The sequence below is a fragment of the Rhodococcus zopfii NBRC 100606 = JCM 9919 genome, assembly GCF_001895025.1.
Taxonomy (GTDB): domain Bacteria; phylum Actinomycetota; class Actinomycetes; order Mycobacteriales; family Mycobacteriaceae; genus Rhodococcus; species Rhodococcus zopfii.
The window spans coordinates 26,719-43,396 of the sequence record NZ_BCXI01000025.1; the positions used below are offsets into that span (position 1 = coordinate 26,719).

The 16,678-nt window shown below is 69.0% G+C and carries 14 protein-coding genes; 9 read left to right on the plus strand and 5 right to left on the minus strand.

What is annotated here, in order from left to right:
- Nucleotides 1-20: 20 nt before the first annotated feature.
- Both RZ1_RS16335 and RZ1_RS16340 read right to left on the minus strand, forming a co-directional pair.
- Nucleotides 21-1,337 carry a DUF7373 family lipoprotein gene (locus RZ1_RS16335; protein WP_238072365.1) on the minus strand — a complete coding sequence of 439 codons (1,317 nt, stop codon included), beginning with the start codon at nt 1,335-1,337 and terminating at the stop codon, nt 21-23.
- A gap of 55 nt (nt 1,338-1,392) precedes the next feature.
- Nucleotides 1,393-3,219: an Hsp70 family protein gene (locus RZ1_RS16340; protein WP_072813494.1), complete on the minus strand. Its 1,827-nt coding sequence runs from the start codon at nt 3,217-3,219 to the stop codon at nt 1,393-1,395.
- A gap of 262 nt (nt 3,220-3,481) precedes the next feature.
- Here RZ1_RS16340 and RZ1_RS16345 point away from each other — a divergent pair, with 262 nt between their 5' ends.
- The 6 genes from RZ1_RS16345 (at nt 3,482) to RZ1_RS16370 (ending at nt 11,524) form a co-directional block, all read left to right on the plus strand.
- On the plus strand, nt 3,482-4,168 hold the full coding sequence (locus RZ1_RS16345; RefSeq protein WP_072813496.1) for a hypothetical protein: 687 nt from the start codon (nt 3,482-3,484) through the stop codon (nt 4,166-4,168).
- A 44-nt stretch (nt 4,169-4,212) separates the two neighbouring features.
- Complete coding sequence (locus RZ1_RS16350; RefSeq protein ID WP_072813498.1) at nt 4,213-6,174, plus strand: sensor histidine kinase; 1,962 nt, start codon at nt 4,213-4,215, stop codon at nt 6,172-6,174.
- Entirely contained in the window at nt 6,171-6,878 is a 708-nt protein-coding gene (locus RZ1_RS16355) for a response regulator (protein ID WP_072813500.1), read from the plus strand. Before RZ1_RS16350 ends, RZ1_RS16355 begins: the two co-directional genes overlap by 4 nt.
- 102 nt (nt 6,879-6,980) lie before the next feature.
- Nucleotides 6,981-8,195, plus strand: coding sequence for an acetyl-CoA C-acetyltransferase (locus RZ1_RS16360; RefSeq protein ID WP_072813502.1), 1,215 nt, complete (start codon nt 6,981-6,983; stop codon nt 8,193-8,195).
- A 23-nt stretch (nt 8,196-8,218) separates the two neighbouring features.
- Nucleotides 8,219-10,363, plus strand: coding sequence for a 3-hydroxyacyl-CoA dehydrogenase NAD-binding domain-containing protein (locus RZ1_RS16365; protein ID WP_083583734.1), 2,145 nt, complete (start codon nt 8,219-8,221; stop codon nt 10,361-10,363).
- 123 nt (nt 10,364-10,486) lie between these two features.
- Nucleotides 10,487-11,524: a type IV toxin-antitoxin system AbiEi family antitoxin domain-containing protein gene (locus tag RZ1_RS16370; protein ID WP_072813503.1), complete on the plus strand. Its 1,038-nt coding sequence runs from the start codon at nt 10,487-10,489 to the stop codon at nt 11,522-11,524.
- A gap of 38 nt (nt 11,525-11,562) precedes the next feature.
- Here the strand turns inward: RZ1_RS16370 and RZ1_RS16375 are convergent, their stop codons facing one another.
- Complete coding sequence (locus RZ1_RS16375; protein ID WP_072813506.1) at nt 11,563-12,882, minus strand: class I SAM-dependent methyltransferase; 1,320 nt, start codon at nt 12,880-12,882, stop codon at nt 11,563-11,565.
- Complete coding sequence (locus tag RZ1_RS16380) at nt 12,879-14,324, minus strand: FAD-binding oxidoreductase (protein ID WP_072813508.1); 1,446 nt, start codon at nt 14,322-14,324, stop codon at nt 12,879-12,881. The genes RZ1_RS16375 and RZ1_RS16380 overlap by 4 nt, the downstream gene beginning before the upstream one ends.
- A gap of 142 nt (nt 14,325-14,466) precedes the next feature.
- On the opposite strand from RZ1_RS16380, the gene RZ1_RS16385 reads away from it, so the two are divergent.
- Nucleotides 14,467-14,901 carry an SRPBCC family protein gene (locus RZ1_RS16385; protein ID WP_072813510.1) on the plus strand — a complete coding sequence of 145 codons (435 nt, stop codon included), beginning with the start codon at nt 14,467-14,469 and terminating at the stop codon, nt 14,899-14,901.
- Nucleotides 14,902-14,913: 12 nt separating this feature from the next.
- On the opposite strand, the gene RZ1_RS16390 is transcribed toward RZ1_RS16385, so the two are convergent.
- Nucleotides 14,914-15,654, minus strand: a complete 741-nt coding sequence (locus RZ1_RS16390) for an Rv3717 family N-acetylmuramoyl-L-alanine amidase (RefSeq protein WP_072813512.1) — start codon at nt 15,652-15,654, stop codon at nt 14,914-14,916.
- A gap of 77 nt (nt 15,655-15,731) precedes the next feature.
- Here RZ1_RS16390 and RZ1_RS16395 point away from each other — a divergent pair, with 77 nt between their 5' ends.
- Both RZ1_RS16395 and recR read left to right on the plus strand, forming a co-directional pair.
- On the plus strand, nt 15,732-16,055 hold the full coding sequence (locus RZ1_RS16395; protein ID WP_072813514.1) for a YbaB/EbfC family nucleoid-associated protein: 324 nt from the start codon (nt 15,732-15,734) through the stop codon (nt 16,053-16,055).
- Between the two features lie 9 nt (nt 16,056-16,064).
- A complete protein-coding gene (recR, locus tag RZ1_RS16400) occupies nt 16,065-16,673 on the plus strand; it encodes a recombination mediator RecR (RefSeq protein WP_072813516.1) in 609 nt (202 codons plus the stop codon).
- The last annotated feature ends 5 nt before the right edge of the window (nt 16,674-16,678 follow it).

A 16,678-nucleotide genomic window follows, 5' to 3' on the forward strand; every position in this document is an offset into this window, starting at 1 on the left:
CCCGGCGGCCGGGTCGAGGATCAGTTCTGCCCGAGGCCCATCTCCTCGGCCTTGACGAACTTCACGTACTGGGCTGCGACGCGCTGCGGCATCGTGCGCATCGTGTCCGATTCGGGGTCGGTGTTGCCGATGGGCCGGTAGCCGTTGATCTCGGCGACGTACGGCCCGAAGGTCATGTAGCACACCGACATCCGGCCCTCGGCGATGTCACCGCTCAGGCACGTGGTGCCGGGCACGTTCTGCGGTGCCGACGCATCCTCGGTGAGCTCCCGGGAGTTCTTCGCGGTCTGCGCCAGGAACGCGTCGCGAACGGTCTCGGCGTCGTCCGCGCTCGCCGTCCGGTACACGGTCGTGTTGGCCATGGCGACCCGGTCGGTGCCGGTCTCCTCGAAGAGCTCGGCGGTTTGTGCCGGGTCGCTGTCGAAGTGCAGCCAGCCCAGCGGACCGTACACCGCGAGCTCGGAATTCCGCGCCGTCTCGTCGTCGGTGTAGCCGACGGCTCGGGCGAGGACCTTGTCCATGTCGACCACCAGCTCGGGGATTTGCGGCGTCGGTGTGTACGGGAAGCTGCCGATCAGCGGGATCTGCTTCTGGAGGGCGCGCGTGGTGACGTCCTTCGCCCACTCGGGGTCGCCGGCGCTGGTGGAGGCGTAGGTGTAGATGACGTGAGGGCCGCTGACGGTGTACGAGGACACCGTGTCGGAGCCGGTTTCCCACCGGTAGGTCGAGGCGTGGGTATCGGGCAGTCCGGGCAGCGTGATCGGAGTACCGGCTCCGGATGCGAAGAGGTCCTCCTCGCCGGCGTCGCTGATCTCGGCCGCGTGGAGCTCGCCGGCGATGGCGACCGCGGATGCGTTGTCGGCGAGTCGAACGACGGAGACCCCGAGCTCGTGGGAGTCGTCGGTGTAGCTCTGGAAGTCGGTGAACGTGGTGATGATCTCGTACTTCTCGGCGATGGCGGAGACGGCGTCGCTCAGGAGGCCGAGCTTCGCCAGACCGCCGACTCCGACACCCTGGTTCATGCCCCCGCCCGAGACGAGCTTCGGGTCGACCGTGTACGGGGCGATCACGAACTCGGCGATGCGCTGGCCTTCGACGGCCGGCCCGAAGTCCGCGGCGAGTTGGCCTTCCGCCTCGAAGTCCTTCGGGACGACGTTGTATCCGCCGGTGTCGAGGGCGGCGATGTCGAAGTCCGACTGCGACCCGGCACCGGAATCCCGCGCGTCCGCGGCGGCGGTCTCGCTGTCGACGGCGGTGCCCTCGACGTCGCTGCTGCACCCGGCGAGAGTGAGCGCGGCTGCCGCGGCGGCGGCGGTGAGTATGCGTGACGTACGCATGATTGTGGGACTCCTTGTCATCTGGGTGCTCGGGGGTGTGTTCGGCGAAACTGGTTCAGGACGAAGGGAAACCGAGCTCGCGCATCAACGCCAGTCCCTTGTCGGCGGGTGCGACCGAGAAGCTGATCACAAGGCCTTTCGACTTGTCGATGCCGTTGAAGAACGAGGTGTACGGGTCGGACGGCTGGTATTCGATGACGCGGTTGCCGTCCTCGGACAGGAGCGAGATGTAGCCGCTGATCGGCTGATCGCGCATGCGGATCAGGGTCGAGCGGGCGTACTGATCGTCGCGGTACGCGGACACCGTCAAATAATCGTTCTCGCCCACCCCGACCGCCTTGCCCAGGGACGAGTCGGGGTCGATATCGCAGTTGATCCGGAGCGCCCCCTGCATGGTGAAATCGCCCTTCTCGCACGATGTCGACGACGTGATGAGTTTGGCAGGCAGGATCGACGTGACATCGTCGGTGGATTCGCTGATGTACGTCGAGTCCGACGTGGCGGGCGGCAGGCCACCCTCGACGGCGAGCACCGTCGTCGTTTCGACGGTGCCGGCGGCGGCCGGGGAGGTTCCGCCGTTCTGGGTGAAGGCATACGCACCGCCCGCGGCAACCGCGACGGCCGTGAGGACTCCGGCGCCGACCAGGAGCGGCGTGCGGGTCCGGCGCGGAGCGGCGTCCGGGGCCGGAACGTCGGCGAAGACGGCGTGCACGGGCTGCGGGCGAACGGCCGGGGCCGCGTGGCGCGGGCCGAACCCGTGATCGCGCGCCAGCGCCACGGTCTCCTGATTGGCCGGCGGTTCGGTGTCGCGGCCGCCGGCGACGAATCCGGCCGCGCCCTTGGCCACGACGGTCTTCGGGTCGTCGAGGGTGGCGATCGGGCCGAGTTCGGCCAGGCGGCGGTGCACGTAGGGGATGCGCGACGAACCACCGGTCAGGTACAGCGCCTGCAGTCCGCCGCGGTCGACACCGGCATCGCGCAGGACCGAGGCGGCCAGTTGCACACCCCGGGTGATCTGCGGTTCGATCAGCTGCTCGAACTCGTCGCGGGTGAGTGTGAACGTCATGTCGGCGCCGTTGCCGGTGACCCGGATGGTCGCGGACGGAGCTTGGGAGAGAAGCTCTTTGGCGCGCCGGATCTGATCGTCGAGGTTGCGGCGGGCGTCGAGGCCCTCCGGCCGGCGCAACCATGCCGCGAGATCGGGGTCTTCGTCGGAGAGCTGCCGGTCCACCCAGCGGGAGATCGTCGCGTCGAGGTTCTTCCCGCCGAGGGCGTTGTCGCCGCCCGCACGCAGCACCTCGAACGTCCACTCGTTCGTCGCGGTGAGCACCGCGACGTCGAGAGTGCCGCCGCCGAAGTCGAACACGGCGATCGTGGAGCCCTTGACGATCTTCGCGTCGTGCTGGCGTGAATAGTAGAACGCGGCCGCGCGCGGTTCGGAGATCAGCGACACGTTGCCGCCGAGCCCGGCGATCGACGCCGCCTCGCGCAGGACCGACAGTTCCCGCTCCGACCACGCTTCGGGGTGCGTGAGCACGACCTCGGCGGGCGGGTGATTGTTGTGCCGCTGCAGCGACTGCCCGTAGACGGTACGCAGCACGGCCGCCATCATCGCGGCGACCGGAACCTCCTGTCCGCGCACCAGCACCGACCGGTCGGACACGTGCGCCTTCGGGGCGACGACGAATCCGGCGGGGTCGACGGACGCCTGGTTCACGGCGACGTCGCCGGTCGATATCGCGTTCGCCCGGTCGATGAACACCGACGACGACATCAGGTTGCTGGTGTGGGTCAGCGGCAGCGACTCGACCCGGTCCGGTCCGATGCGGTGAGCAGCCGACGTGTTCGAGGTGCCGAAGTCAACGGCTAGGACCCAGCTCATCGTTCTCCCCTTACGGTGTGGTTGTCACGTCGACCCGGCCGGACAAGACCGGAGAGGTGCCCGCTGCCCATCCGCGCTCGCTTCCGCATCGTTTCCGTGTGTCGGGGGTAGGAGCGGCGACCCCGCCGGAAAGTTCCCGGGTGTGGCGCACATCACCGGCGGTCCCGGGCAGGCGGGACGGCGGTCCCTCGTGCCCGGGACGCCGAGTGCACCACCGTCCTTCCGGTGGGGCGCACGGTGCGTCCGAGGGGAGGCAGCGAGCATGAGCATCGACAGCGTCACGCAGGACGACACCACCGGCAGCCCCCGGGCCTCCGAGGGGTCGCTGTGGGCCTGGGCGGGGGCCGCCGCGGGCCTGGCCGGGGTGGCCGGAATCCAGGCCAGCATGGCGATGGGTGCCGCCTACGACGAGGACACCGCCGGCGACGCCGCCGCCATCACCGCCGAGTTCGCGGGGCAGCGCACGGCGATGCTCGTCATGCACCTGACGCTGATGGTCGCCACCGTGCTGCTCCTCGTGTTCGCGGCGGGTTTGCAGCGGCGTCTGCGTATCGCGCTGCCCGAGTCCAGCATCCTGCCCGCCGTTGCGGCGTTCGGGCTGGTTCTGACGTCGGCGGCCACCTTGCTCGGGACCGGCCTCGACACCGAACTGCTGTTCGGGCTCGGCGAGCCGGGGCAGATGGTTCCCGAGGTCGCGGTGGTCGCCTCGCATTGGATGGGCACCATTCCGTGGCTGTGGGTCGGTGCCGGGGTGAGTGGCCTCGCGGTCGCGGTCGCCTCGCTGCGACACGGCGCCGTGCCGCGCTGGCTGGGTTGGGCGAGCGTGGTGCTCGGTGGTCTCACCCTGCTGACCGGCATCTCGCCGCTGCAGTACATGGCCGGATTCGTCGGCCCTGTGTGGGTTCTCGTCGCCGGGCTCGGTTTCGCGGTGGCCGCACGGACCCGGTGAGGCGCGGGGCGAGCACAGGGGGAATCGGGGATACTCGGCGCACCATGACAGCTGCGCACGAGAACGAGGGGTCGGCGGGCACCGGTGGCGCACCGGTGCCCGCCGCAATCGTCGCCGTCCTCGCGTGGGGACTCGCGGTCGCCGCGGTGGTGGTATTCGCCGGTGCCCGGCCCACGCCGGACGCCGACCAGTTGTTCTTCCTCGTCGATGTCGTCGGCGCTGCCGTCTACGGGACGGTCGCGGGGGTGGTACTCGCACGACGGGTGCATCCGGTGCCGATCCTCACGGCGGTCGCCGCGATCGGCGCGGGCGTCGCGGCACTGTCGTACGCGTGGTCGCGGCTCGCGCTCGTGCAACCCGGGCTGCCCTTCGTCGAAGTTGTTTCGCCCCTGCAGAATTCGGCGTGGATTCCGGGGACGCTCGCGTTGTTCCTGGTGGTGCCGTGGCTGGTCCGGGACGGCACGCTCGGGATACGCGGGCGGATCGGGGTGGCAGCCGGAACCGTGGCGACGGTCTGGTTCTGGTGGGCCCGCACGTACACCGATACCGCCGACCTGTGGCTGGTGCTGCCCGTCGTGGTGATCGGGTTCGTCGCCGCCGCGGACGTGCTGTGGCGGCGGCGCATCGCTCCGGCCGCGGAATCCGCCGGGCTGGGCTGGCTTGCGCTCGGTGCCGCGCTGATGACGGCCTCCTACATTCCGCTCGCCGTTCCCGGGCTGCCGTGGATGCTCACTCCGCTGATCCACCTGGCCTCCCAGGCGTTCTATCCCGTCGCGATCCTCGTCGTGGTGCTGCGGCAGCGACTGTGGGGGCTGGACTTCGCGGTCGGTCGCGCCGCGCTCGCCGGCAGCCTCGTCGCGGTGCTCGCCGCCGGGTATCTCACGATCGCGGTGACCGCGACGCTGATGCTCCCGACGGACGGTTCCGTCGTCGCACAGGCGATCGCCGCGACCGCGGTCGCGCTCGCCGTGCAGCCGGTGCGGAGTCGTCTGACGCATCGCGTGCACCGCCTCGTGTACGGAGACGGCATCGACTCCGCCCGCGCGGTGCGGAACCTGGGCCGGCACTTCGCGGGTGCAGGCACCCCGCGCCGGCTCCTCGGCGACCTCGCCGCGGGGATCGGTACCGCGCTGCGGCTCGAATCGGTCACGGTGTGCCGGGACGGTGAGATCCTCGCCCGCTGGGGAGAACCCACCGGCCGCACCGAGGAACTGACCCTCGACGCCGGAACCCTCACGGTGACCGCGCCGCCCGGTGAAACCCTCGGCCCGCGCAGCCTGCGCGCGCTCGGTGAACTCGCCTCGGTCGTGGAAGCCGGGCTGGTGGTGTTGCGGTCCGCGGAGGAACTCGACGCGGCGCGGCACCAGCTGACCGAGGCGCGCCTCGAGGAGCGGCGCACGATCCGGCGGGAACTGCACGACGGGCTGGGCCCGTCCCTCGCCGGAATCCGGCTCGGGCTGCAGGGTGCACGCAACCTCGCCGGAACGGACACGACGGCCGCCCTGACGCTGATCGATGCGCTCCTGCGGGAACTCGACCACCAGGTCGAAGGTGTGCGGGAACTGTCGCGAGGGCTGCTCCCGCCCGTACTCGACGAACTGGGACTCGTCGCCGCGCTCGACGAACTCGCCGGCATCCACTCGCGCAGCGGATTCGGGATCGAGGTCGACGCCGACGCCCCCGCCGGACTGTCCGGGGCGGTCGCCGCCGCGGCATACGGCATCACCGTCGAAGCGGTCACCAACGCCCGCAGGCATTCCGGTGCCGACGGATGCACGGTCCGTATCCGCGGCACCGGGGACCTGCTCACCGTCGAGGTCAGCGACGCCGGGCGCGGCACGGGACCGGACGCCCGCGTCGGCGTCGGCACCCTCAGCATGCGCGAACGTGCCCGGGACGTCGGCGGGGTCGTGGACATCACGGCGGCGCACCCCCGCGGAACCGTCGTGCGTGCTCGCCTGCCGTGGGTGGTCACGTCACCGGCGGTCCGGGCAGGAGAGTCATGAGCATCCGTGTCGCCGTCGTCGACGACCATCCCGTCTTCCGGCTCGGGATGGTCGCGCTGCTCGGTACCCTCGACGGCATCGACGTGGTCGCCGAGGCCAGCTCGGTGAGCCAGGCCCTCGACGTGGTGACCGCGGACGTCGATGTGGTGCTCATGGACATCGAACTCGGCGACGGTTCCGGTATCGAAGCGACCGGCAGTCTCCTCGCGCGGTATCCGGGCATCCGGGTGCTGATGGTGACCATGCACGAGGACGCGGATCTGCTCGTCGCGGCGATGCGCGCCGGGGCCCGCGGCTACCTCGTCAAAGGGGCCGACCCGGCCGGGGTGGAACGGGCGATCCGGGCGGTCGCGGACGGGGAACTCATCGTCGGTGCGGCGGTCGCGGAGAAGGCCCTGGGCGCGATGACCGCGGTCCGCACGGGTGCGCACGCCGCATTCCCCGAACTGACCGACCGCGAACGCGAGGTGCTCGACCTGGTCGCGCGCGGCTACGACAACGCCACGATCTCGCGGCGGCTCGTCCTGAGCCAGAAGACGGTGCGCAACCACGTGTCGAACGTGCTGAGCAAACTCGGCGCCGCGAACCGGGCGACCGCGATCGTGCGGGCGCGGGAAGCCGGCCTCGGCGTTCGGCCGACCAGCGCGACGCGCACATCCGGACCCGTGCGCTCGGTCACGGACTCCGATCGGTTCGGTCCTTAACCGCCGCCCCCGGTGCTTCTAGGGTGGGGGAGGTTGGGCGTAGCTGCTGTCACAGCGGACAACGCTCCTCACATTCGAAAGCACGGGAAGGAACCCCGCACTGTGACCACCGAGGCATTCATCTATGAAGCCATCCGAACTCCGCGCGGCCGCGGCAAGAAGACCGGGTCGCTGCACTCGGTCAAGCCGATCTCCCTGGTCACCGGCCTGATCGACGAACTGCGCGTTCGTTTCCCCGATCTCGACGAGGACCGCATCTCCGATCTGATCCTCGGCGTCGTGGGGCCGGTCGGCGACCAGGGTGCCGACATCGCACGTGTCGCTGCGACCGCGGCACGCCTGCCCGACACCGTCGGCGGCGTGCAGATCAACCGGTTCTGCGCGTCCGGCCTCGAGGCCGTGAACACGGCGGCCCAGAAGGTCCGCTCCGGCTGGGACGAGCTCGTCCTCGCCGGTGGTGTCGAGTCGATGTCGCGTGTCCCGATGGGCTCGGACGGTGGCCCGTGGGCGCTGGACCCGGCCACCAACTTCGACACCTACTTCGTCCCGCAGGGCGTCGGTGCAGACCTGATCGCCACGATCGAGGGCTTCTCGCGTGAGGACGTCGACGCCTACGCGCTGCGTTCGCAGCAGCTCGCGGCGGCCGCGTGGTCGGGTGGCTACTTCGCCAAGTCCGTCGTTCCGGTCAAGGATCAGAACGGCCTCGTCATCCTCGACCACGACGAGCACATGCGTCCCGAGACCACCCTCGCGGGTCTGGGCGGACTCCAGCCGTCCTTCGCGACGGTCGGCGAGGTCGGTGGCTTCGACGCCGTCGCGCTGCAGAAGTTCCACTTCGTGGAGAAGATCAACCACGTCCACCACGGCGGCAACAGCTCCGGCATCGTCGACGGCGCCGCGCTGGTGCTCGTCGGGTCCGAGCAGGCCGGCAAGGACATGGGCCTGACCCCGCGTGCCCGCATCGTCGCGACCGCCACCTCCGGTGCCGACTCGACGATCATGCTGACCGGCCCGACCCCGGCCACGGAGAAGGTTCTCGCCACGGCCGGTCTGACCGTCGACGACATCGACCTGTTCGAGATCAACGAGGCGTTCGCGTCCGTCGTCCTCAAGTTCCAGAAGGATCTGAAGATCCCGGACGAGAAGCTCAACGTCAACGGCGGAGCGATCGCGATGGGCCACCCGCTCGGCGCGACCGGCGCCATGATCATCGGCACGATGGTCGACGAGCTCGAGCGCCGCGGCGCCCGCCGTGCTCTGCTCACCCTCTGCGTCGGCGGTGGCATGGGCGTGGCCACCATCATCGAGCGCGTCTGACACCGGAAGGAATTCGAAAAACCGTGAGCGACAACATGATTTCCTGGGAGAAGGACGCCGACGGCATCGTCGTGCTGACCCTCGACGACCCGAACCAGGGCGCCAACACCATGAACGCGCTGTACAAGGCGTCCATGAATGCCACCGTCGACCGCCTCGTCGCGGAGAAGGACGACATCACAGGTGTCGTCGTCACCTCCGCGAAGAAGACCTTCTTCGCCGGCGGCGACCTGCGCAACATCATCGAGATCGGACCGGACGACGCGCAGGCCGCGTTCGACGAGGTCGAGTCGATCAAGGCGGACCTGCGTCGCCTGGAGACCCTCGGCAAGCCCGTGGTCGCGGCCATCAACGGCGCCGCGCTCGGTGGCGGCCTCGAGATCGCCCTCGCGACTCACCACCGCATCGCCGCCGACGTCAAGGGCGTGCAGATCGGCCTGCCCGAGGCGAGCCTGGGCCTGCTGCCCGGCGGCGGTGGTATCACCCGCACGGTGCGCCTGCTCGGTCTGCAGACCGCGCTGCTGCAGGTTCTGCTGCAGGGCAACAAGTACAACGCCGTCAAGGCGAAGGAAGTCGGCCTCGTCCACGAGGTCGTCGGCAGCGTCGAGGAACTCGTCCCGGCCGCGAAGGCGTGGATCAAGGCCAACCCCGAGGGCGGCGTGCAGCCGTGGGATGTCAAGGGCTACAAGATCCCCGGTGGCACCCCGTCGTCGCCGGCGTTCGCCGCGAACCTGCCCGCGTTCCCCGCGAACCTGCGCAAGCAGCTCAAGGGTGTTCCGATGCCGGCTCCGCGCGCGATCATGGCCGCCGCGGTCGAGGGCTCGCAGGTCGACTTCGACAACGCGTCGACCATCGAATCCCGCTACTTCACCGAGCTGGCCACCGGTCAGGTCGCGAAGAACATGATCCAGGCGTTCTTCTTCGACATGCAGGCCATCAACTCGGGTGCGTCGCGTCCGAAGGACGTGCCGAAGCGTGAGATCAAGAAGGTCGGCGTGCTCGGCGCGGGCATGATGGGTGCCGGCATCGCGTACGTCTCGGCCAAGGCCGGGTTCGAGGTCGTCCTCAAGGACATCTCCCTCGAGGCCGCCGAGCGCGGCAAGGGCTACTCGGTGAAGATCGAGGAGAAGGCTCTTTCGCGTGGCAAGACCACCGAGGACAAGTCGAAGGCGCTCCTCGATCGCATCCACCCGACGGCCGACGCCGCGGACTTCGAGGGCGTCGACTTCGTCATCGAGGCCGTCTTCGAGAGCACCGAGCTCAAGCACAAGGTGTTCCAGGAGATCGAGGACATCGTCGAGCCGGACGCGCTGCTCGGATCGAACACCTCGACGCTGCCGATCACCGGTCTCGCGACCGGCGTCAAGCGCCCCGAGGACTTCATCGGTATCCACTTCTTCTCGCCGGTCGACAAGATGCCGCTGGTCGAGATCATCAAGGGCGAGAAGACCTCCGACGAGGCGCTGGCCCGTGTGTTCGACTACACGCTCGCGATCCGCAAGACCCCGATCGTTGTCAACGACAGCCGTGGCTTCTTCACCTCGCGCGTGATCGGCACGTTCGTGAACGAGGCCATCGCGATGCTCGGCGAGGGCATCGAGCCCGCGACGATCGAGCAGGCCGGGTCGCAGGCCGGTTACCCGGCGGCGCCGCTGCAGCTGACCGACGAGCTGAACATGAAGCTCATGCAGAAGATCGCGAAGGAGACCGCGGAGGCCGCGGCGCAGGGCGACACCAAGATGGGTGCCGCCCGCCACCCCGCGCTCGACGTCATCGACTGGATGGTCGAGCAGGGTCGTCCGGGTCGTTTGGAGAAGGCCGGCTTCTACGAGTACGACGAGAACGGCAAGCGTCTCGGCATCTGGCAGGGCGTGCGGGATCACTTCAAGACCGTTGCGACGCTGGATGTTCCGCTGCAGGACCTGATCGACCGCATGCTGTTCGCCGAGGCCATCGAGACCCAGAAGTGCTTCGACGAGGGTGTTCTCGAGACCACCGCCGACGCCAACATCGGCTCGATCCTCGGGATCGGCTTCCCGGCCTGGACCGGTGGTGTCGCGCAGTACATCGTCGGCTACCCGGGTGGCAAGGAAGGCTTCGTTGCCCGCGCCGAGGAACTCGCCGCCAAGTACGGCGAGCGCTTCACGCCGCCGGCAAGCCTGCGCTAACGCGCCCGTGCGTGGTTTTGGTAGCAGCAGCTACCAAAACCACGCACGAGTTATCCACAGGTGAGGGCTCCCGACCCCGGTCGGGAGCCCTTTCCCGTCTGCGCACCGGTCATCATCGAGCGCATGGGGGACGATTTCGGGAAAAGCGATATCCAGAAGCTGTTCGACGACCGGACCGGTCTGGTCACGCAGGCCGAGCTGACCGATGCGGGCATCGGCAGGGGAGCGGTCCGGCACCTGCTCGACACCGGACGATGGCAACGGGTGTTGCAGGGCGTCTACGCGGTCAGCAGCGGACCGCTCACCCGGACGATGGTGCTCGAAGCGGCACTGCTGTACGGAGGGGGCGCGGCGATGCTCAGTCACCGCACAGCCGCCGAGATCTGGGGCATGCTGCCCGTGGACGACACCGCACCCGTCCACATCACCGTCCCGGTCGGCAAATCCGCACTGCCGCAGCGCGCGACCGTCCGGGTCGCCGGGCCGAAGGCGAAACTCCCGGTGTCGAAACCGTCCGCCTCGCTGCATCCGGGCGTCGCGGTACACCGGTCCCGAGCCCATGCGCACATCGGCGTCGACGCGCGGCTGCCGCGCACGACGAAGGTGGATACGGCACTGGATCTGGCGACCGCGCAGCCGTCGCCGCGGGAGGCCTACCTGTCGCTGATCTCCACGGTGACGAACGCCGGGCTCCGGCTGCACGACGTGCGCCGTCGGCTCGAGGAACGTCCCCCGTTCCGCTACCGCGGCCCGCTCGCCGAGGCGGTGATGCTGCTCGCGGACGGTGTGCAGTCCGTCCTCGAATACCACTACGCGATCGACGTCGAGTGTGCGCACGCTCTGCCCGTCGCGACCCGGCAGGCTCCGACGGTCGTCGACGGCCGGACGTTGTACGAGGACTGCACCTACGACGGCGCCGGGTGCCCGCTCACGGTTCGGCTGGACGGCCGGTGGGCGCATTCGATGGCCGAGGTCGTGTTCCGGGACCGGCGTCGCGACAACGCCGCCGAACTCGCCGGACGGGCGCGGCTCGTGTTCGGCTATCAGGAGGTCGCGTCCTCGCCGTGCCAGGTTGCGCGGGAAGTCGAGACGGTGCTGACCCGGCTGGGGTGGGTGCGCGACGCCCCCAATCCCTGCGAGTGTCGTGCGCGGTTTCGGTAGCGGAGGCTACCGAAACCGCGCACGGGCGGCGAAGCCGCCTAGGCTTTCCACCAGGGGCGCAGCGGGGTCAGGGGACGCTGGTCGGCGCCGAGTTTGACCGCCAGAACATGATGCAGCTGAACGATGTTGCGCTCGAATCCGAGCCGGGACCCAGCCATGTACAGGCCCCACACGCGGGCCGTGCCCTCGCCGACCTCGGCGACGCACGCATCCCAATTGGCCTCGAGGTACTCGCACCAGCCCTTGAGGGTCAGGGCGTAGTGCTGACGGAGGTTCTCCTCGTGGAGCACCTCGAAGCCGACGTCCTGCACCTCGGTGATGATCCGGCCGGAACCGGTCAGCTCCCCGTCGGGGAAGACATAGCGGTCGATGAACCCGCCCGCCTTCGCCTTCCCGTTGTTGCGGGGACGGGTGATGCAGTGGTTGAGCAGCAGCCCGCCCTCGCGGAGCTTGTTGTGCAGCAACCCGAAGTAGGCCGGGTAGTTGCCGACGCCGATGTGCTCGGTCAGCCCGATCGAGGAGATCGCGTCGAAACCGGTCTCGGGGACATCCCGGTAGTCGGAGAACCGTACCTCCGCCGAATCGCCCAGCCCTTCCGCGACGATCGCCCTCTGCGCCCACTCGGCCTGTTCGCGCGACAACGTCACACCGATCGCCTTGACGCCGCGCCGGGCCGCATACCGCACCATTCCGCCCCAGCCGCAACCGATGTCGAGCAGGCGGTCGCCGGGCTTCAGGTTCAGCTTCTCGAACACGAGCCGGTACTTGTTCTCCTGCGCGTCCTCGAGCGACTGGTCCTCGGACTCGAACAGCGCGCACGTATACGTCATCGACGGGCCGAGCACCATCTCGTAGAACTCGTTCGACACGTCGTAGTGGTGGTGGATGACCTCGGCGTCGCGGGCGCGGGAATGCCTAAGTCCCTCCGCGATCCGGCGCCAGCGCGGCAGATGTTCCTGCGGCGGCGGGGCGATCGGCCGCAGCAGATCGCGACCGAGCGACCGCGCGATCTGCGCGAGAACCAGCGCCGGAGGACGTTCGAAGTGCAGGTCACCCAGCGACTTCAGCAGGCCGTATGGGTTTCCGGGATGCACACCTTTGGGTTCGAGGTCGCCGGCGACGTAGGCGCGGGCCATCCCGAGGTCTCCGGGGGCGGTCGCGATGTAGGTGGCACCGCGGGGGGTGGTCAGATTCAGGCCGAACGGGGAATCCTCCGGCCCGGCGGCGGAACCGTCGTACGCGGTGAACCGCAACGGCATCTCGCCGCCGGTCACGATCTCGACGATCTCGGCCAGATTCAGCTTGTCCTCGAGCCCGCCGATACCGCGGGATGCTGGCGCCGATTTGAATGTGGTCACTTTCGATGCACCGCCTTCGCGAAGAGGTCCAGCAGACGGGACCTGGGATCGTACTTCTGTTTCAGCGCCGGGTACTCGCCCCCGCCGTAGTAGAGCTGTTCGAAATCGTCCCGCGAATAGTAGGAATCCGAGTACAACGACTTGTGGCCGTCGAGCTCGGCGACCTTGCTCTCGATGGTCCGGTTCGCGGCTCCCTCGATGTCACCCGGCACGGTCGGAACCGACGACCAGAACCCGATATTGACGTAGGTGCGTTTGGGCTCGAGCGGGTACAGCGGCCACGGCCGCTGGGCGTCGAACGACAGCACGTCGGAGGGCGCACTGCGATCACGCAGCCGCAGCGGGCACAGCCACACCGGTTCGATCGGGATCTCGGCGAGGAACCACCGCATGAATTCCGCGGTGCGTTCGATGGGCACCTCGATGTCCTGCACGACGCGTTCGCGCGGCGGGTTCCCCTTGCGGGCCTCGATCCGGTCGGCGATGTTGTGCTTGTGGTCCATCGCGATGAGTTTCCAATAGAAGCTGCTGCGCAGCAGCTTCTTCGGCCACAGCCGCCGGATCCGGGGATTCTGGGCGCCGAACGCGCGTGAGCACCAGAACCAGTCGGTGTCCCACCGCCACAGGTAGTCGCGGATCGTGAGGCGATCGGTCTTGGGGTGGTTGACCGAGGTGTGCTGGATCGAGCGGTAGTAGATGTGCTCGCCGGTGTAGTCGCTGACCGGGCCGGGCTCGTCGGTCTGCGTGCCGAGGGTCAGGTAGCTCTCCGTCGCCGAGAAGACCGTGCCGTCGAGATAGTCGACGGGCACACCCGCATGGTTCCGGTCGGTGGCGATACGGTCCAGGGCGGCCTGCAGCGCGCCGAGCGAATCGAACCGCAGATGCCGCAGCGCCACATAGGGTTTCACCGGCTCGAGCTCGATACGCAGACGCGTCGCGTAGCCGAGCGAGCCGTAGGAGTTCGGAAAACCCCGGAACAGGTCGGCATGTTCGCCGTCCGGGGTGGCGGTGACGATCTCGCCGGCGCCGGTGAGGATGTCCATCTCCAGCACCGACTCGTGCGGCAGACCGTTGCGGAACGACGTGGATTCGATCCCGAGTCCGGTCACGGCACCGCCGAGCGTGATCGTCTTGAGTTGCGGCACCACGAACGGGGCCAGGCCGTAGGGGAGTGTGGCGTCGACGAGATCCTCGTAGGTGCACATTCCGGCCACATCGGCGGTGCGGGCCTTCGGATCCACGGAGATCACCCCGCCGAGACCGGAGACGTCCAGTCCGGGCGCGGAAATCGCGGCCCGGGCCCGAAACAGATTGGAGGTCTTCTTGGCCAGCCGCACCGGTGCGTCCACCGGGATGCTGTGGTAGGAGCGAAGCAGGCGGTCCACGCCTTCACGGTGTGCCGACACCCCGGTCGGAACGATCTGACGTGGCGTACTCGGCATTCGGCTCCCCCTGCGGCTGGGCGACTGCGGGCGCAATCCACAATAGACCGGAGAGTCGTGTCCGTCCGGTTACCGGGCAGACTCGACGGGTTACCGGTCGACACGACCGGAATCGGCCCGAAAAACGACACCAGGAGGACCTATGGCGCAGGTCAGCGCAAGCAGTTCGATTCAGCTCGCGGCGGCTCCCGAGCGGGTGCTCGCGGCCCTCGCGGACTACGAGACGGTCCGCCCGCGCATTCTGTCCGATCACTACACCGACTACCGCGTCGTCTCGGGCGGCCACGGCGAGGGCACGATCGCGCAGTGGAAGCTGCACGCCACCGAGAATCGGGTCCGCGACATCGAGGCGAGGGTGTCGGTGTCGGGCAGCACCATCACCGAGCAGGACGCGAATTCGACGCTGGTCACCACGTGGAGCGTGGTGCCGAACGGCTCCGGGTCCACGGTCGTGACGCTGACCCGGTGGAACGGTGCAGGCGGCGTCGGCGGCTTCTTCGAGCGCACCTTCGCGCCGATCGGGCTGCGCAAGATCCAGCAGCAGGTCCTCGAGAACCTGCGCCGCGAAGTCGACTGACGGCATCCGTCGTCACCCGAGGAACGCCGTGATCCCTGCGACGACCGCGCCGGCGAGCTGTGCGCGGCCGCCGGGGTCCGTCATGCGCGCGGCGTCGCCGGCGTTGCGCATGTTCCCGGTCTCGACGAGTACGGACGGGCGCTGCGACAGGTTGAGTCCGGTGAGGTCGTCGCGGCCGAGGAGCCCGTTCGCGCCCAGATAGGTCGACGGGGTGATCCCGGCGGCGAGCAGTGCGTCGCGGATCGAGGTTGCCAGGGCGACGGACGGTCCGGCCTGCACTTCGTTGAGCGGTGGCGCCGAGTAGTTCACGTGGAAGCCGTGGGCGTCGGCGGCGGCGCCGTCGGCGTGCAGGCTGACCACGGCGTCGGCGGCGGACTCGTTCGCTTCGATCGCACGCCGGTCGACGCAGCTGCCGACCGAGCTGTCGTCGGGCCGGCTGAGCAGCACGTGGGCTCCGAGAGCGACGAGTTCGTCGCGAACCACTTCCGCGAGCTGCCAGTTGAAGGTGTGTTCGGCGTAGCCGCCGTCCGTCGAGGTCCCGGTGGTCTGGCAGTTCTTGGTGCCGCCGCGGCCGGTGGGGACCTGTGTGGTGAGGCTGCCGTCGTTCGCGCCGTTGTGGCCGGGGTCGAGGTAGACGGTGCGGCCGGTGAGCGGGCCTGTGCCCGGCTGCGCCGGTGCCGAGCCGGTCCCGGCGACCAGCGCCGCCGCAACCGCAACGGGGACAATCCATCCGGACGACCGGCGCATACGCATTCCGTTACGGTACCGGCGAGCGACTACGCTGGCGGTGGAAAACTTGCAGAAAGGACGTGCCCGTGCAGCCCGGTGGAATGCCCGATATGCAACAACTCCTCGCCCAGGCCCAGCAGATGCAGCAGCAGTTGATGTCCGCGCAGGCCGAGATGGCCGAGGCGGAGGTCACCGGTCAGGCCGGTGGCGGACTGGTGACCGCGACCGTCAAGGGCACCGGTGAGGTCGTCGCGGTGCACATCGATCCGAAGGTCGTCGACCCGGAAGACGTGGAGACGCTGCAGGATCTCGTGGTGGGTGCGATCGCCGACGCGTCCGCGAAGGCGCAGGAGATCGCCGCGGAGAAGCTGGGCCCGCTGGCGGGTGGTCTCGGGGGCGGTATCCCGGGCCTGCCCGGGTTCTAGAGGCCCGGCGTGTACGAGGGACCGGTCCAGGATCTGATCGACGAGCTCGGGAAACTACCGGGTGTCGGACCGAAGAGCGCCCAGCGCATCGCGTTCCACCTGTTGTCGGTGGAGCCCCCGGAGATCGATCGGTTGCAGGCGGCGTTGCAGAAGGTGCGCGACGGCGTCCGTTTCTGTGAGGTGTGCGGAACGGTGTCGGATCACGAGCGGTGCCGGATCTGCGCGGATCCGCGACGCGACCGCACCCAGATCTGTGTGGTCGAGGAACCCAAGGACGTGCAGGCCATCGAGCGCACCCGGGAGTTCCGGGGCCGCTACCACGTGCTGGGCGGCGCGCTCGATCCGCTGAACGGAATCGGTCCGGATCAGCTGCGGATCCGGGAATTGCTGACCCGCATCGGCAACCAGGAGGACGGCGTCGACGTCACCGAGGTCATCATCGCGACGGACCCGAACACCGAGGGGGAGGCGACCGCGACGTACCTGGTGCGGATGCTGCGCGATTTCCCCGGGCTGACCGTCACCCGGCTCGCGTCGGGTCTGCCGATGGGCGGCGACCTCGAGTTCGCCGACGAACTGACATTGGGCCGGGCACTGTCCGGCCGCCGGACGCTGTAGCGGTG

Bases quoted from the DNA above. Each gene is read 5' to 3' on its own strand.
- RZ1_RS16335 (WP_238072365.1), bottom strand. From the start codon at position 1,337: ATGCGTACGTCACGCATACTCACCGCCGCCGCCGCGGCAGCCGCGCTC.
- RZ1_RS16340 (WP_072813494.1), bottom strand. From the start codon at position 3,219: ATGAGCTGGGTCCTAGCCGTTGACTTCGGCACCTCGAACACGTCGGCT.
- RZ1_RS16345 (WP_072813496.1), top strand. From the start codon at position 3,482: ATGAGCATCGACAGCGTCACGCAGGACGACACCACCGGCAGCCCCCGG.
- RZ1_RS16350 (WP_072813498.1), top strand. From the start codon at position 4,213: ATGACAGCTGCGCACGAGAACGAGGGGTCGGCGGGCACCGGTGGCGCA.
- RZ1_RS16355 (WP_072813500.1), top strand. From the start codon at position 6,171: ATGAGCATCCGTGTCGCCGTCGTCGACGACCATCCCGTCTTCCGGCTC.
- RZ1_RS16370 (WP_072813503.1), top strand. From the start codon at position 10,487: ATGGGGGACGATTTCGGGAAAAGCGATATCCAGAAGCTGTTCGACGAC.
- RZ1_RS16380 (WP_072813508.1), bottom strand. From the start codon at position 14,324: ATGCCGAGTACGCCACGTCAGATCGTTCCGACCGGGGTGTCGGCACAC.
- RZ1_RS16385 (WP_072813510.1), top strand. From the start codon at position 14,467: ATGGCGCAGGTCAGCGCAAGCAGTTCGATTCAGCTCGCGGCGGCTCCC.
- RZ1_RS16390 (WP_072813512.1), bottom strand. From the start codon at position 15,654: ATGCGTATGCGCCGGTCGTCCGGATGGATTGTCCCCGTTGCGGTTGCG.
- RZ1_RS16395 (WP_072813514.1), top strand. From the start codon at position 15,732: ATGCCCGATATGCAACAACTCCTCGCCCAGGCCCAGCAGATGCAGCAG.